The 14,683-nt window shown below is 53.8% G+C and carries 14 protein-coding genes; 7 read left to right on the top strand and 7 right to left on the bottom strand.

What is annotated here, in order from left to right:
- Positions 1-105: 105 nt before the first annotated feature.
- From V6575_RS15100 to V6575_RS15080, 5 genes are all read right to left on the bottom strand, one after another.
- Positions 106-4,266, bottom strand: a complete 4,161-nt coding sequence (locus tag V6575_RS15100) for a tetratricopeptide repeat protein (protein ID WP_340275501.1) — start codon at positions 4,264-4,266, stop codon at positions 106-108.
- 94 nt (positions 4,267-4,360) lie between these two features.
- The gene (locus V6575_RS15095) at positions 4,361-5,068 is read right to left on the bottom strand and encodes a MotE family protein (protein ID WP_340275500.1); all 708 of its coding nucleotides are present in this window, start codon (positions 5,066-5,068) and stop codon (positions 4,361-4,363) included.
- Complete coding sequence (locus tag V6575_RS15090; protein WP_340275498.1) at positions 5,065-5,682, bottom strand: DUF6468 domain-containing protein; 618 nt, start codon at positions 5,680-5,682, stop codon at positions 5,065-5,067. Before V6575_RS15090 ends, V6575_RS15095 begins: the two co-directional genes overlap by 4 nt.
- Entirely contained in the window at positions 5,679-6,911 is a 1,233-nt protein-coding gene (fliM, locus tag V6575_RS15085; protein WP_340275497.1) for a flagellar motor switch protein FliM, read from the bottom strand. Before fliM ends, V6575_RS15090 begins: the two co-directional genes overlap by 4 nt.
- Positions 6,912-6,933: 22 nt before the next feature.
- Entirely contained in the window at positions 6,934-7,437 is a 504-nt protein-coding gene (locus V6575_RS15080) for a flagellar basal body-associated FliL family protein (RefSeq protein WP_340275495.1), read from the bottom strand.
- A 278-nt stretch (positions 7,438-7,715) separates the two neighbouring features.
- Between V6575_RS15080 and flgF the strand changes: the two genes are divergently transcribed.
- The 4 genes from flgF to flgH are packed head-to-tail and all read left to right on the top strand — an operon-like array spanning position 7,716 to position 10,999.
- Positions 7,716-8,453 carry a flagellar basal-body rod protein FlgF gene (gene flgF / locus V6575_RS15075; RefSeq protein WP_340275493.1) on the top strand — a complete coding sequence of 246 codons (738 nt, stop codon included), beginning with the start codon at positions 7,716-7,718 and terminating at the stop codon, positions 8,451-8,453.
- 21 nt (positions 8,454-8,474) lie between these two features.
- On the top strand, positions 8,475-9,257 hold the full coding sequence (flgG, locus tag V6575_RS15070; protein ID WP_340275491.1) for a flagellar basal-body rod protein FlgG: 783 nt from the start codon (positions 8,475-8,477) through the stop codon (positions 9,255-9,257).
- 12 nt (positions 9,258-9,269) lie between these two features.
- Complete coding sequence (gene flgA / locus V6575_RS15065; RefSeq protein WP_340275489.1) at positions 9,270-10,250, top strand: flagellar basal body P-ring formation chaperone FlgA; 981 nt, start codon at positions 9,270-9,272, stop codon at positions 10,248-10,250.
- Positions 10,251-10,255: 5 nt separating this feature from the next.
- Complete coding sequence (gene flgH / locus V6575_RS15060; RefSeq protein WP_340275696.1) at positions 10,256-10,999, top strand: flagellar basal body L-ring protein FlgH; 744 nt, start codon at positions 10,256-10,258, stop codon at positions 10,997-10,999.
- Between the two features lie 249 nt (positions 11,000-11,248).
- Here the strand turns inward: flgH and dksA are convergent, their stop codons facing one another.
- Positions 11,249-11,665, bottom strand: a complete 417-nt coding sequence (gene dksA / locus V6575_RS15055) for an RNA polymerase-binding protein DksA (protein WP_340275488.1) — start codon at positions 11,663-11,665, stop codon at positions 11,249-11,251.
- 163 nt (positions 11,666-11,828) lie between these two features.
- Positions 11,829-12,248, bottom strand: coding sequence for a flagellar assembly protein FliX (locus V6575_RS15050; protein WP_340275486.1), 420 nt, complete (start codon positions 12,246-12,248; stop codon positions 11,829-11,831).
- 312 nt (positions 12,249-12,560) lie between these two features.
- On the opposite strand from V6575_RS15050, the gene V6575_RS15045 reads away from it, so the two are divergent.
- The 3 genes from V6575_RS15045 to V6575_RS15035 are packed head-to-tail and all read left to right on the top strand — an operon-like array spanning position 12,561 to position 14,439.
- Positions 12,561-13,640: a flagellar basal body P-ring protein FlgI gene (locus V6575_RS15045; RefSeq protein ID WP_340275695.1), complete on the top strand. Its 1,080-nt coding sequence runs from the start codon at positions 12,561-12,563 to the stop codon at positions 13,638-13,640.
- A complete protein-coding gene (locus tag V6575_RS15040) occupies positions 13,640-13,954 on the top strand; it encodes a rod-binding protein (RefSeq protein WP_340275484.1) in 315 nt (104 codons plus the stop codon). The genes V6575_RS15045 and V6575_RS15040 overlap by 1 nt, the downstream gene beginning before the upstream one ends.
- A complete protein-coding gene (locus tag V6575_RS15035) occupies positions 13,951-14,439 on the top strand; it encodes a flagellar protein FlgN (protein ID WP_340275482.1) in 489 nt (162 codons plus the stop codon). The genes V6575_RS15040 and V6575_RS15035 overlap by 4 nt, the downstream gene beginning before the upstream one ends.
- Positions 14,440-14,683: the final 244 nt, after the last annotated feature.

The following is a 14,683-nucleotide window of genomic DNA, read 5'->3' as shown; positions in this document are numbered from 1 at the left end:
TGAGATCGGCAGACTGACTTAATCGCAAACGGCACTAAAGCGGACTTCAGACACTAAATCGAGCAATTACACCGGCCATTTTTTAAGCCGTATGAGCCAAGGTGTCTAACCGTTGTTGACCGCTTTGTCGGCGTCGGTTGCTGCTTGGTCGGGAGAATTACGCGGGGTCATATACTGACGGCGATATTCTTCCATAAAGGTATCCAGCTCATCGGTACTTGCAAGGCGATTGGCAACCTCAAGGAATTCCACGCCCTGAGATTCGATCGGCCTGGTAACCACCTCGAAGGCCAGAGACTCCGGACTATCCGCCATCTTGGGAAGATATTTGGTCTGTAGACGATTGAGGCTTAGTTGATCGCCTGCCAGGGAATAGGCGATCCCCGCGCGCAAGATATCCCGGCGCTCAAGATCATCCAGCGGAATATTGTCAGACCAGCGCGAGCCATGCATTGCCTCAAGTTCCTCGCCCGCCTCACGCCAGCTCTGGGCTGCCCAGAATGTATCAGCACGCAAACGGTCCACATCAGAACCGCGCATGTTCCGAACCAGCTCCAAAGCAAGGTCCGGACGCCCACTTGCAGTCAGTGCACGTGCTTCAACAATGTTTCGCTGCCGCTCCAAGGTAGAAGGAAGACTAGCCTGCCGCGTCTGATTGAGCACCCGCAGGGCCTGCTCCGGCTTTCGGTCGATAAGATAGATCGCTCCAAGGTCAGCCGCAATCTGTGCACGCGCAGACCCCTTGAGTCGATTATCCACTTGATGCCGTAGCAGCTCTGCAGCCTGATCAAGAAGGTCTACTTCCACCAGACGCTTGGCAAGGCCGCGAACCATTTCATCGCCCCGGCGTCCGATTGGAGTCATTTCACGGAAATCATAATATAGTGCCAGCGCCTTGATTGGCCTCATCTCATCAGCCTTTCCGTCCAGAAAAAGTGTCGCGAAAAGGGCGTTCATTTCTTCTTGCAAAAGCCGGGTCGTATCCGCTTGCGGATCGGCCTGAACCGCAGACTTCATGGCCTCAAACGCTTCCCTGTATTGACCGGTTTCAGCATGAAGCTGTGCAAGAAAGCGCAGAGTTTTTAATTCGATTTCATCACCCCGCCAATAGGTCGACAGGGCGGACAACTGATCAATTGCCTCGCTTATATCGATTTCACCATCACGATATCGAATACGCAGCGCACGATAATCAGCTTCAGCCGCACGTGGCCTGTCTCCCGATTTCGAAACAAGATCATAAGCCCTCAAAGCTTCCTGTGACCGACCGGAAGCATCAGCAACCCGGCCTCGCAAAATATCATAGCGCGCGGCCTGAGACGAAGAAACCTCACTTGGCTCCACTTCGGCCAGAATGCTATTGGCAACGCCAAAGTCATTCACTTCGACCATGGCCTGGGCTGCAGCAAGATTGAATTCAGCCTGGATGGACTTGGGGTAGTTGCCAACAACGGCACGGCCCCTAGGTATGGCAATGCGAGCGGCAGTCCAGTTGGCCAAGGCGACATCAACAATCGTCTGCCATACGGCAGCATCCGGATTACTCTTCAACTCCCGGCGGTTCAAATGATCGTAAGCTTCATCAGGACGGTTCGATAACGTTTTGGCCGCCCCCATCATCAAGTTGAATGCACTATCTTCAATAATGGCTGGGTCTTCTTCCGCCGCTAGGGACAAAAGCCCCATAGCTTCTTGGGCAAATTGGTGAGCAAGGTAGAAACGAGCGAGCGCCATCAAAGGCTTACGACGCTCACCAATCGCTGCTTTGCTAAGATTTAACTGCAATTTCTGCAGCTCTTCACGAAAGCTCTTGGGGCCTGACGTCGCAAGGGACACAAACTCAACATTCCCCTGTTCGTCAGGGTCCGTGTTCGATTTGAATGCTCCAGAACTGCCTTTTTGATGTTTGCTGGACAGCGATAGTCCACCAATTTTCTCAATGATAATATCATCGCCCAGAATCTTCACGGTGACGCCATCAGACTTCAAGGCAAAAGCGACACCTTGAGCAGAACTCAGCGCTTCCAGATCAACAAATCTCTGACGCTTCAGCAAACCCCGCGGTGGTCCAAAACCTGTAACTAGAGAAATTTTGTCGCCCACGAACGGATCTGTTATTTCTCGAATATTCTGCGGATCCTTATAGAGAACCCTCAAAACAGACCCGCCATCTCCGCGAACATTACGCTCGAGCCTCAATGGAATAGAGGGCTCGAGAATCATTTCCCCGATCACGAGGCTCCAGGAGTTGCCATCGAGTCCCACAGTCGCAAGCACAGGGTCATTCAAATCGAGCCGCAGAACCTGGTAGTCACCGTGCTCTTCAGCCACGATGTTCTTGGCGGTTTCAGACAACGCAGATGCCATGCCTCGTGTATCGATCGTCGCGTCCGTATCAAACACCATCCAGATGTTATCATTGCGCCGGAAGATCGCGCTAGATACAGGTTCCAGGAATGGAAAAACAATCCGCACAGAGTTGCCAATACGCCTTGCCTCAGCCGACACAAAATTACGGGCCTCATCGGCAAAATCAGCAGGTGGTTGCTCAGGCGAATTCTCAATGACAACCGGAGCCCCTCCTTTCGCACGCCAAGCTGACGCTCCGTCTGTATTTTCTTCAAGAACGACCGCAGGCGGGGTAACTTGCAGACTCCCGGGCGTGAAACTCTGCTCCTCCACCTGCTCCAACGCGGCAGGCACAGCAGCTGGTGCCGCAGGTTGCGGCGGAAGAACTTGAGCAACAGGTGGCTGCCCGCCGGAAACATCACCGCCTAGGCTCATCGGCGGCGGAATATTCTGTCCTGGATCAGGCGGCGGAATGGTGGAAGTCAGATCATTCCCACTGGCGTTGACAGCCGGAACAGGCATAGGCTCAGCTTCTGGAGGAGAGGCAGCTGTAACGTCAGTCTGCGGAGAAGTCGCAGCGGCAGCTACATTCTCGCCAACCGCAGCTGGCCCCTCCCCATTAACGGGCTTGGGTCGTGGCATATCTCCGCCGGCATCCGCAACAGCAACATTTTGCTGCTCCGAGGGCAATGCTTCGACTGGCTCTGTCGAAGGCGAGCCATTTGCCTCCTGAGCTGGCGAGGCCGTCGGTTCAGACGGTCCCGGACTGTCAGGTTCAGCGACAGCAGCAGGCGCGCTTCCATCGAACGGCACCATACCGAAGGCTGCGGCTTCCGCCGACATTTGTGGAGCCTCATTCACTGCAGAGGCTGCAGGGGCTGCAGATCCAGCCGTTGCCTGAGGCTGTGGCTGTGGTTCTATTTCAGCCTGCGGCGGACCTGCTTCTTCATCAGTATTACGGACGCCTGGAGCCACAATCAGGTTTTGGCGAGACCCGTCCTGGCCTGTGCTGAACTCTTCGTTGATATGCGCATTTGCAGAATCTAAAGCCGTCTTGTTCTCGGGTGTAATATCAATGACATAGGTCTGATTCTCGCGAAACGCGCGGATATCGACGGACGGGTCGATGCGCATCAGAAATTTCAACTTCCCCTTGTCGAGGAAAGACGTTGCATCGACCACCCCCTGGGGCAGATGCGCCCGCAGATCTGAAATATCCAGTTGAGCCGGGTGGTTGAATGTCAGCTTGATAATGTCATCTTCACGAACGAATGCCGTATCAAAACGGATCGACCAATCAAACACAAGTCGCGTAAATGTTGGCTGCTCTCCAATCCGAAGTATGACAGAGGGCCCTTCCTTGGCTTTTAGCCGGGCCTGTTCGAGGGCACGAACTTTACGCAGTGCCGTTTCGGCGCGCTTTGCCAGTTCCCGGACCACATCGTCAGGCAATCCCGGGGGAAGACCTTGCCAATTGCTTGGCAAAATGTCGATGAAAAGCTTCTCCCCAGCCTCAAGCGTGTTGATCTTGAACTGACTTTTCAGGGCAAACCGGATCGCGCTGCCATCAGGGTCTCGCCGGGCAATGGCAATATAATCACCAAGTTCCAGAGGCACATCATCAACTGCAACGTCGATAGGCTCCTCGAACGAAATTCGCAAAACGCCGCCCGTAACAACAGCATCATAATTCGGCAGAAGGGTTCTGTCTGAAAAAGTGAGTACCATCCGCCCGTACCCCTGGGAGGGGACCACTTTCAGTTGAACCGGATCCAAAGCCTGAGCCAAGGCTTGAGGCATCGTTGGCAGAACGGCGACGATGCACAGCAGCAAGGCTGCTCTGTAGAGCATCCTATGCATGGCGGAAACGCAATCGACCTTGCCTTTCCTGTCATCTCGCCTGAAGTGCTGAAGCACAATCATAGTCCTTTGGATGCCGGTAAACATATTACTTTTAGGTAAGCTGTCTTAACGTCGCCTTACGCCACCTGCCCAAATGTCATTGTATCCGTCAATTTGACTTGATTTTTGGAAGCTCATTAGAGCCCTGCAGCTGTTGAGGCTCCTCCCCCGCAGCACTGTTCGCGATTGCGACAGTCAATTTCTCAGCCGATTCCGAGGACATGCGGCCCAGTACATCAGCCATTTTGCGAGGATTCATGCGCCGAACCACCTTCAAAAGAACAGGCATTTGAAGCCGGTCAAAAATACGTGCAGCGTCCTTCGGCTTCATGCTTTCATACATGGTCACAAGGGCAGCAAGCTCACCGTCCTCCTGCTGACGCTTTTCATCGACAACGTCCTCGATGCGTTTTTCAAGCATTTTCAGCTCATCGACACGCTTTTGAATGCGCTCCTCGGTCGCTTGCAACAGCTTCTCCCGAAGGTCCAGCTGCCCCTCTTCACTTTCAAGGGTCTGGCGGCGTTTCCCCAGACTCTCCAGTACAGCACGTTCTGCAGCTGACCCACCAATTTCAAGAGACTCAGGCAAAGGCGGTGGACGATCAGAGGCATCGGTCGCTTCAAGAGCTCCTTCACTCTCTTCATCGCCCTCAGACTCCGGCACATCTGTTGTTGCAGCGTCCGCATCAGCTTCCTGCGCCACGGCAGACTTGATCGGAGCAACGGTCGGCCCCGCACCCATGACGAGTCCAAGCAGCTTCAGCGCCAAAAGGGCGCTGGCTGATATGGCAAGCAATGGGAGCAGGCGAACGTTCATGCAGCAGCGCCTCCCGAGCGCTTACGGAACTGTTCGAGGCGCGCTGTCGCTTCGGCGGCTGCACTGCGAATATCATCTGTCCGGCCCCGACGACGTTGCGCAACAGGAGCAGCAGCTGATGGTTGCGGAGCATTTTGCATGTGAGCTGGTTGTGCCGGGTATGGCTGGCCATGATAGGGAGCAACTGGCTGAGCATAGTCGCCGCGATCGTATTGACCATGACCACTCCCCGGATGGGCCTCCTGGCCAGACCCATGACCGACATCCCGAGAAGACTTGGCGGCCCGAGCTGCTTCTGCAATCTGACCAATCCGGTTGAAGACCTTCTCTCCTTCGCCAACTTGATCAGCAAGAGCGTTTGACATCTGTTCTGCCGCTTCAAGGCGCAAGCCCAATGTCTGATCAACATCAACAGCCGTTGCCTTAAGCCCAAGGATGGCACGCTCAGCAATTTCCGTAGCCGTCATCAGCTCAGAGATCGTCGCGCGAAGTGTCTCCTCGTCAGCTCTCAGCCGTTGCAATCGCCGGTTCAGGGTAAAGCAAAAACCGATGGTTACCAGCAGAAGCACGGCAACCAGGCCTTCGATAATCATTCCGATTGGCAGAGGGCTCATTGTGGTTCCACTTCATTTTGCATGGCTCGCTCGAATGCTGCCAGAGTCATTTTAGGATTGCGCAAGTTTTTCGCCACTCGGATGGCAATTGATTCATCAACTTTTCCAAGTGTTCCCTCTGTCAAAGGAACGTTTCCGCATTTTATCAAGACGGGCTCGGATGGGTCGACGTCAAAAACCAATGTTTGCCCAACATCCAAGCTTAAAACGCGCCCAAGGGGCAAATGTGTCTCATAAAGAACTGCATCGACCTGGATTTCCGAAGCGTTAACTTCCGATGCGAGGTGACCTTCCCAGATTGTGTCACGACCGAACTTCTCCCCCATGAACATTTGGAGCAGCAAATCGCGAATCGGCTCCAGTGTCGCATAAGGCATCATGATCTCGACGGTACCGCCGCGATCTTCCATATCGATACGTAACTCAACCAGAATGGCAGCATTCGCGGGACGCGAAATAGCTGCAAAACGCGGGTTTGTTTCAAGCCGCTCCAGATTGAAGTGAACCGGAGACAAAGGACTGAACGCCTGCTCCGCATCCTGCAAAATCAAAGACACCATCTGTTCGACCAGATTGGTTTCGATCGTCGTATAGGGCCGCCCTTCGACACGCACCGCGGTGCCGCCACGGCCACCGCCGAGCAACACATCGATAATCGAGTAAATCAGGCTAGATTCAACCGTGATCAGGCCAAAACCGTCCCATTCCTCAGCTTTAAACACTCCCAGGATCGCAGGCAGCGGAATGGAATTGAGATAGTCACCAAACCGAACGGAACTGATGGAATCCAGGGAGACTTCGACGTTGTCAGACGTAAAGTTGCGCAAGGACGTCGTCGTCAGGCGAACGAGCCTGTCGAAAACAATTTCAAGCATCGGCAGGCGTTCATAAGACACCATGGCCGAGTTGATCAGCGCCCGGATACCGCTTTGATCGCCAGCAATTGTATCTTCGATGTTGAAACCAAGGAGGTTATCGATCTCCTCCTGGTTCAGAACACGATCGGCACCTCGGGTGGCGTTCTCAAGCTCAGGCTCGCTGTCGTCGATCATGGCGGCCCACTGGGCAGCCATATCATCGGAACTGCCAGCACCCTGCTCTTCGAGCGCGGCTCCCCAAGCAGAAGCTAGGTCATCGCCATCGTCATCGCCACTCCCCTGTTCAGCAAGAGCGGCGCCCCAGGCGTCGGCCATATCTTCATCAGACAGATCATCGTCATCATCAGCCATATCGCACCATCAGGTACAGGCACTACTGAACGAGAATTTCCTTGAACAGGACACCCTCGACACGCGCCGGATAAACAGAAAGGTTGATGCGCCTGAGCAATTCTTCCTTCAGACGAAACAAACCAGCAGACCCTTCTAGATCCGCAGGGCGAAGCTCTCTCAGATAAATCTGGAAAGCATCGAGAATGCGCGGCAGGTAGGGCGAGATCTGGTCAACCATCCCACGATCCTGAAGTTCAAGCGCAATACGCACCTTAAGGTACGTGGAACGCCCATCGGTCGCCAAATTAACCGTCATTTCCGGCAAGTCGTAAAACACCACCGGCTTCTGCTCTTCCTGAACAGGCTGCTCACCGTCAACCATCGGAGGCGGCGAGCTATTGCCCATGAGAAAGAAATAGGCACCGCCGCCGATTGCCAGAAGGCCCACAATCCCAATCCCGCCAAACAGGATCAGTTTTTTCTTCCTGCCACTACCTCCGTCGCCTTCACCTTCGTCATCATCGGCTACGTCTTCATCAGCCATAGGCCACTCCGATCCCCGCAGCGCTACACGCGCGCATATAGTTTCTAGAGTCCTAAATGGTTAACGAATGGTTACTAAATCGTTAACAGCAGCGACTCGGCAATTATTACCAACCAGTTAACTTTTGCCGGAAACTCTTGCCGAACGCACTCGGCATTTTTCTCTTTTACCCATGTTTTTCAATGATTTATTTTCTGGCACGGCATGTGCATTGAAGGTCACGAGCCGACGGTCTGGGGAGATCTGAAGCTCACCGGGGAGCAAAGGGAATTGTTAATATGGAGAATGCACAGCTCATAACCTTGTCGCGTCAGATGTCCCTGAGGAATCAGATGGACATGGTTGCCAACAACATGGCCAACCTCAACACGACCGGGTACAAGACCCAACGCATGGTCTTTGAAGAAGTTTTGATGCCTTTGGCCAAAGCTTCCGAATTCATGCAGGGCGACCAGAAACTGTCTTATGTGCAGGATTATGGTGCAGGGCTTAATTTACTTCCGGGGAGCATCAAGCTCACCGGAAACGACTTTGATGTCGCCATCGATGGAGAAGGCTGGTTCGCCGTTCAGCTCGAGGAAGGCGAGGCCTTTACGCGCAGTGGCGCTTTTCATCTGGACAATACAGGCACTCTCGTGACCGCAGAAGGACAGCCAGTCCTGACCGATGGTGGGCCGATCAGCTTTACAACAGAAGACGGAAAAATCGATATAGCCGACGACGGGACAATCGTATCCGAGTTGGGCATTCGCGGCAAATTGAGAGTTGTCGAATTTGAGACCCCCGAGGATATCAAAGCTCTCGGAGGAAATCTTTACAGCCATGAAGAGCCGATCATAGCAGCATCTCCGAGTGTGGTCCAAGGCGGCCTGGAACAATCGAATGTAAGAGGCGTCGTTGAGATTGCACACATGGTGCGCGTCACCCGCGCCTATGAATCTGTTAGCAAATTGATGGCCGACACAGATGAGCTCCGCAAACAGGCAATTCAAACACTCGGCCGGCTTCAAGCCTGATCGCACCGAAGGAAAAATTAGATGAAAGCACTTCACATCGCTGCGACCGGCATGAAAGCTCAAGAGCTCAACGTCGAAGTCATCTCCAACAACGTCGCCAACATGCGAACCACTGGCTACAAACGCCAACGCGCTGATTTTCAAGATCTGCTTTATCAAAACCTTCGACGTATGGGCGCGGAGACATCCACAACCGGAACAATCGTCCCCACCGGGGTCCAGATCGGATCTGGTGTCAAGACAGCAGCGACGGCGCGCATCATGTCACAGGGCACCCTTGAGCAAACCGACAAGGAATTGGACATTGCAATCAGGAAGGAGGGCTTCTTCCAAATCCAGCTTCCTGATGGGACGACTGCATACACACGCGACGGTTCCTTCGAACGTGACGCGAATGGCACAATGGTAACAGTTGACGGCTACGCGATGGATCCGGGCATCACCATTCCGGATGACGCTCGCGACATTACAATTTCAGCAGATGGCAGCGTTCAGGTTATCGACAACAATGGAAACCAGGTAAACCTCGGTCAAATCCAGCTCGCCCGTTTCGTGAATAAATCGGGCCTCGAATCTATCGGGAACAACCTCTATCTGGAAACCGAAGCAAGTGGCGCAGCTCAAATCAACAATCCGGGCACTGCTGGGTTTGGCGATCTACAGCAGGGCTATCTCGAAATGGCAAATGTGGATGCAGTCACGGAAATTGCCGATCTGATCGCCGCTCAGCGTGCCTACGAAATGAACTCCAGGATCATCCAGGCAGCTGATGAAATGTACTCCACCACCACCAACATCCGGTAAGGGAAAAGCGTCATGACACGTCTCCTCGCACTTACCGGCCTCGCATGGGTCATTTTGACAGGAAGCGCTTTAGCGCAGGGCGACACACGTCCCGTGCTTCGGTCGAACATAACAACACTTTCGGACATCGTAACAATTGGAGACTTCTACTCCTCTGCAGGTGATTTTGCCGATGTGCCCCTTTTCCGGTCTCCGGATCTGGGAACCACAGGCAACGTCCCGGCGGAAATCGTATCCCGGCGGGCAAAAGCCGCAGGACTGGAAATGGCTGGTACGGATGGCCTGAGAACCGTCGCGGTGCATCGCCGCGCTGAAGTCTATGATGCAGAGCGCCTGGAAGATCTTGCCAAAAGATCACTGGCCGAACGCAATGCAAGCCTGTCAGCAGAAGATCTGGAGATTACATTTTACCGTTCTCCGGAAACAATTCAGGCCGACCCAACCTCTGACACCCCCATAGTCGTAGAACGCGTTCTATGGTCTCAAAATGACGGACGCTTCACCTTGTATCTCAACGTAGCAGGCGCCCGTGGAGCGAAGACCATAAGCCTTACCGGACACGCCCGGGAGATGATCAATGTTATCTCCCTATCTCAACCGGTACGCCGGGGTACGATTTTAAAGGCTGAGGACCTAACCACGGTCCGCATTCCTCGCATTCAGGTGCCAGCAAATGCAGTGATGGACGTTAAGGACATTGCAGGCCTTGCCGCACGCAACAACCTTCGCGCTCAAACCCCCCTGGCCCGAAACGATTTCGAACGCCCGGTTCTGATAGCGCGGAATGACAAGGTCACAATTACCTTTGAGTTACCAGGCATGAGACTGACAACACGCGGCCAGGCAATTGTTGACGGCGCAAAGGGGGATGTGATTGACATCATGAACCTAGAGTCCCGTCGGATCATCCCAGCAACTGTAACATCTCGCGGACAGGTACGCGTCGCCTCGTCCAACTCAATCATCGCCAGCCTCAATGGGGGCACGCAATGAATATTATGAAAACTGGCAAATCCATCCTGCTAAGCGCAACCTTGGCCAGTCTGGCTGCAGGCTGTGGAACAGCGGACCGTCTTTCCAAAGTTGGCCAGCAACCAGCACTGAATGCCATCCAGGATCCGACCACGACAGCCGGCTATCGGCCAGTTCAAATGCCAATGCCGGAACCCCAGAAAGCGCATTACAGCCCGAATTCTCTTTGGCGCTCAGGTAACCGTGCCTTCTTCGAGGACCAGCGCGCCAAGCAGATCGGCGATATCCTCACGGTTGTTGTGACCATTTCCGATAAGGCTGAGTTCGACAACACAACAGAACGCTCCAGATCCGATAGCAGCGGTGCAGGCACCGGCGGCGCCCTCGGAACTGCAATTGACACCCTCTTCCTGCCTGCAGGCGTGGCTGCTAGCGATTTGGCATCAGTCAACAGCAACTCAAATTTCACGGGCGCCGGAAGCGTCGACAGGGAAGAAACCTTGGAAACAAGTGTGGCAGCTGTGGTGCTGCAGGTTCTTCCCAACGGCAATATGGTCATTGAGGGTCGGCAAGAAGTGCGCGTAAACTTTGAGGTTCGTGAACTTGTTGTTGGCGGGATTGTAAGACCCGAGGACATCAGCTCGGACAACACGATCGCCAGTGAAAAAATTGCTGAAGCCCGGATCGGATATGGCGGACGTGGCCAGATCACCGACGTCCAGCAACCGCGCTATGGCAGTCAGGTCCTCGACATCATGCTCCCCTTCTGATGCAGGCCTGACTTCTGGCCCAGACGGCCAGCCCCAACACAACAGTCCCCCGGCGGTTATGAGAAGGCGTTCTAGAAACCTTTGATAAACCGCTGACAACGGGCACGGTACCTCGCTCCCCGAGTGCCGTGCCCGTTTTCTTATTTTCCCGCAAAAATTACATGCGACCCGCAGGCAAGCCATAAAAAAACCCTCCCGACATGACCGGGAGGGTGAAATTCTCATATTTTCGATGAAGCCGATTAGACCTCAATCGTCGCGATAGACCTTTTCGCGACGCTCATGCGCTTCTTGTGCTTCAATCGAAAAGGTCGCGATAGGACGCGCTTCCAATCGGCCCAATGAAATGGGCTCACCCGTCTCTTCGCAGTAACCATAGCTGCCATCAGAGATGCGCTCCAGCGCATCATCAATCTTCGAAATCAACTTACGCTGCCGATCCCGAGCGCGAAGCTCAATAGAACGATCCGTTTCAGAAGATGCCCGATCTGCGAAATCAGGATGATTCTGGCTTTCCAGCTGGAGATTTGTAAGCGTCTCCTTACTCTCGCGCAGAATATCTTCTTTCCATGCAAGCAGCTTGTTTTTGAAGTACTCACGCTGCCTGTCGTTCATGAACGGCTCGTTTTGCGTTGGTCGATATTCAGACTCAAGTTCAACCGTCATTTATAGCTCCGGATTACCGTTAGGCCGCGGGCAATATATCTCCGTCGCAATCAACCGACAACGGTCGTTTTAGTAAAAAAACGATGAAAAAAAATATAGTTAATTCAGATAGATAGAATTAACTGCTTCCGCGAAGCCGGTTTTCGCCAATTCCCACCCCGGCCTAATCGATGAATCGACCGACCTTTGCAAGCTCGACTTTGACCCTGAGTTCGACCTCACGCAAAATGGAATCAACCTCAGGATCTCCACTCTCAACCTGCGTGGAAACCTGATGTGCCAGAGCTTCAAGGCGATCAGCAGACACAGCCCCGCCCAAAAGATCCGCTTGAATGGCCTCCAGGCCATCCAGGAGTGTGTGGCCATGGCGGGTTGCCTTGCGGCGACGCTCGGGCTCTTCATCAACCTCCTGTAAAGACAGCAAAGCATCCATACTCTGGATGCCACCAGAATTGGTCGTGGCGGCCATCGGTGCGCTTTCCTCTCCCATATCAGGAGCAAAGGCATCTCCAGCAGAGCCAGACCGTTTTTTAGAGCCGCGTCCCTGAACTCCGGAGACCGGCTTTTGTCCGGTAATACGCATGGTATGTCCATTCGGTTCGCGCCCGGCCCGCGGCTGAGCGTCAGAATCTGCCCACAAGGGTAGTTGAATCCGGGTACGCTCGGCAATATTTGCCTGACAACTTCACACCGGTCTTTTAGTCAGTCCATAGAAAATTTAAAATACAACATTTAAATCAATAGCTTAAGATAAAAATCAAGTTTGAGGAAAACTGGCACAGCACTCGCATAATGAATGTCAGCGTTATCCGGCATGTGTTTGCCGACTTGGATATCGCGTTGAACACAGGCGAGGCGCATGACCAACGGCATCTTTATCAGGTTTTTCACAGTGATGATCTGCATCACGATCCTGACGTCCGCTGCACTGTCTGCGTCCCGCATCAAGGACATCTCTGATTTCGAGGGTATTCGCGAAAACCAGTTGATCGGCTACGGCCTGGTCGTTGGCCTGAACGGCACAGGCGACAGCCTGCGTAACGCACCTTTTACCCGCCAAAGCCTGCAAGCCATGCTGGAACGTCTTGGCGTCAACACACGCGGTGTTGACCTGAACACCAATACAGTTGCTGCTGTGATGGTCACGGCAAACCTGCCAGCCTTCTCCACGCAAGGCACGCGGATCGACGTATCAGTCAGTGCACTCGGCAATTCAGGATCACTGCAGGGCGGAACCCTTCTTGTGACACCGCTGGTTGGCGCGGACGGCGAAGTCTACGCAATCGCCCAGGGATCTGTAGCAATAGGCGGCTTTGCGGCTCAGGCTGATGCTGCCTCCGTTGTTCGGGGCGTTCCGACAGCCGGGCGAATATCAAATGGCGCCTTGGTTGAACGCGAAGTTGAATTCGAGCTTGCCTCATTGACGACCCTAAGACTCGCCCTGCGCAATCCGGATTTGACCACGGCTCGCCGTATAGCCTTGTCGATCAACGAATTGATCGGCATGCCGACAGCAGAACCGCTTGACCCTGGAACAGTCCGCATTGACCTGCCCCAGAGATATGACGGCAATATTGTTGATCTGCTGACTGACATCGAACAATTGATCATTGAGCCAGATTTGGCAGCCAGAGTCGTGATTGATGAAAACTCCGGCATCATCGTCATGGGACAAGATGTGAAGGTCTCAATGGTTGCAGTCGCACAAGGCAACCTCACCGTGACCATCGCGGAAACCCCTCAGGTCTCTCAACCACTCCCCTTCGCCAATGGCCAGACAGAAATTGTTCCGCGCTCCGATATCTTTGTAAACGACGACCCGGACGCCAAACTGGCGATTGTTCCCGATACAGTAACCTTGAAGCAGTTGGTCGACGGTTTGAACGCCTTGGGCATCGGCCCGCGTGACATGATTTCCATTCTTCAGGCCATCAAGGCTTCTGGTGCCCTTCAAGCTGACATTGAGGTGCTGTGATGATGTTCAACCCTGATCAGTCCGTCTCCACCCAGGCAAGCCCCCATGAGGCACTGGCAAACGTCAATCGCAAGGACAAGACAGCAGTCCGCGAGGCTGCCGAAAAATTCGAATCCGTTTTCCTGAAGAACATGCTCGAAGTCATGTTTACCGGCCTTGAAGACGGCGGCACTTGGGGCAGCGGCAATGGTGCAGAGGCCTGGCAGGGCATGATGCTCGATGAATATGCGAAGGCCGTAACGGATTCAGGCGGGATAGGCATCTCAGCCACAGTTGAACGGCAACTTTTGGAACTTCAGGAGACTTCACAATGAACGCCCCGATCAATACGAAAGACATGCCCTTTTCACTGGAGCGTCCAAACAGCCCGTCTGAAGCCTCCCTGTTTTGTGTTGCTCTGGGAAACTCCATGGAAACGCTTCTCACTCTTATTGAGCAAGAGACTGATCTTGTGAGAGGCGGCAAGCTCAAGGAAGCAGGAACACTGCAGCCTGAAAAGGCGCGCCTCATTCATGAATATACTCGGGGCATGATGTGCGCAAAGGAGCATGCCATTGCTCTGGGCAACCTCGCACCTTCTGCAGCTCAAAACCTGAAACGCCAGCATGCAGAATTTCAGCCGGTGCTGCGTATCAACCTTGCAGTTCTGTCAACGGCCAGGGATGTTGCTAATAACATCGTCTCCAGTGTTGCCAAAGCCGTCGGCGCCCAACAACGCAGCAGCACCTATGGCCGGGGCGGGACCAGCCCCATGGGACCACAGGCCGCCAACGGCATTGCGATCAACCGATCACTCTAGGCAACGGCCGCATGAATGAGATCAAGTCTCTTGGATTGGGCTCAGCGCACTGCTGAGCTATAGATTTGATGCTGGTTTATCTGGGCAATGCAAGCTGAAACGGTAATCTCCCCATTTTTAGTGGGGCTCAGTGGTAGAATTCACGCGGCCATTTTGAGTTTCATGGCGGGGGTGATGCCGCCAATGCCCATGTTGGGTCGCTCGTTGTTGTAAGTCCAGAGCCATTCAGTTGCTTGTTCCTGCG

The organism is Roseibium algae (genome assembly GCF_037783265.1).
Taxonomy (GTDB): domain Bacteria; phylum Pseudomonadota; class Alphaproteobacteria; order Rhizobiales; family Stappiaceae; genus Roseibium; species Roseibium algae.
The sequence above is the reverse complement of the archived record's forward strand: the minus strand, read 5'-3'. Positions and strand labels throughout refer to the sequence as shown.

Bases quoted from the DNA above. Each gene is read 5' to 3' on its own strand.
- flgG (WP_340275491.1), top strand. From the start codon at position 8,475: ATGAAAGCACTTCACATCGCTGCGACCGGCATGAAAGCTCAAGAGCTC.
- V6575_RS15050 (WP_340275486.1), bottom strand. From the start codon at position 12,248: ATGCGTATTACCGGACAAAAGCCGGTCTCCGGAGTTCAGGGACGCGGC.
- flgH (WP_340275696.1), top strand. From the start codon at position 10,256: ATGAAAACTGGCAAATCCATCCTGCTAAGCGCAACCTTGGCCAGTCTG.
- V6575_RS15090 (WP_340275498.1), bottom strand. From the start codon at position 5,682: ATGAGCCCTCTGCCAATCGGAATGATTATCGAAGGCCTGGTTGCCGTG.
- dksA (WP_340275488.1), bottom strand. From the start codon at position 11,665: ATGACGGTTGAACTTGAGTCTGAATATCGACCAACGCAAAACGAGCCG.
- V6575_RS15095 (WP_340275500.1), bottom strand. From the start codon at position 5,068: ATGAACGTTCGCCTGCTCCCATTGCTTGCCATATCAGCCAGCGCCCTT.
- V6575_RS15040 (WP_340275484.1), top strand. From the start codon at position 13,640: ATGATGTTCAACCCTGATCAGTCCGTCTCCACCCAGGCAAGCCCCCAT.
- V6575_RS15080 (WP_340275495.1), bottom strand. From the start codon at position 7,437: ATGGCTGATGAAGACGTAGCCGATGATGACGAAGGTGAAGGCGACGGA.
- V6575_RS15035 (WP_340275482.1), top strand. From the start codon at position 13,951: ATGAACGCCCCGATCAATACGAAAGACATGCCCTTTTCACTGGAGCGT.
- V6575_RS15045 (WP_340275695.1), top strand. From the start codon at position 12,561: ATGATCTGCATCACGATCCTGACGTCCGCTGCACTGTCTGCGTCCCGC.
- flgA (WP_340275489.1), top strand. From the start codon at position 9,270: ATGACACGTCTCCTCGCACTTACCGGCCTCGCATGGGTCATTTTGACA.
- fliM (WP_340275497.1), bottom strand. From the start codon at position 6,911: ATGGCTGATGATGACGATGATCTGTCTGATGAAGATATGGCCGACGCC.
- flgF (WP_340275493.1), top strand. From the start codon at position 7,716: ATGGAGAATGCACAGCTCATAACCTTGTCGCGTCAGATGTCCCTGAGG.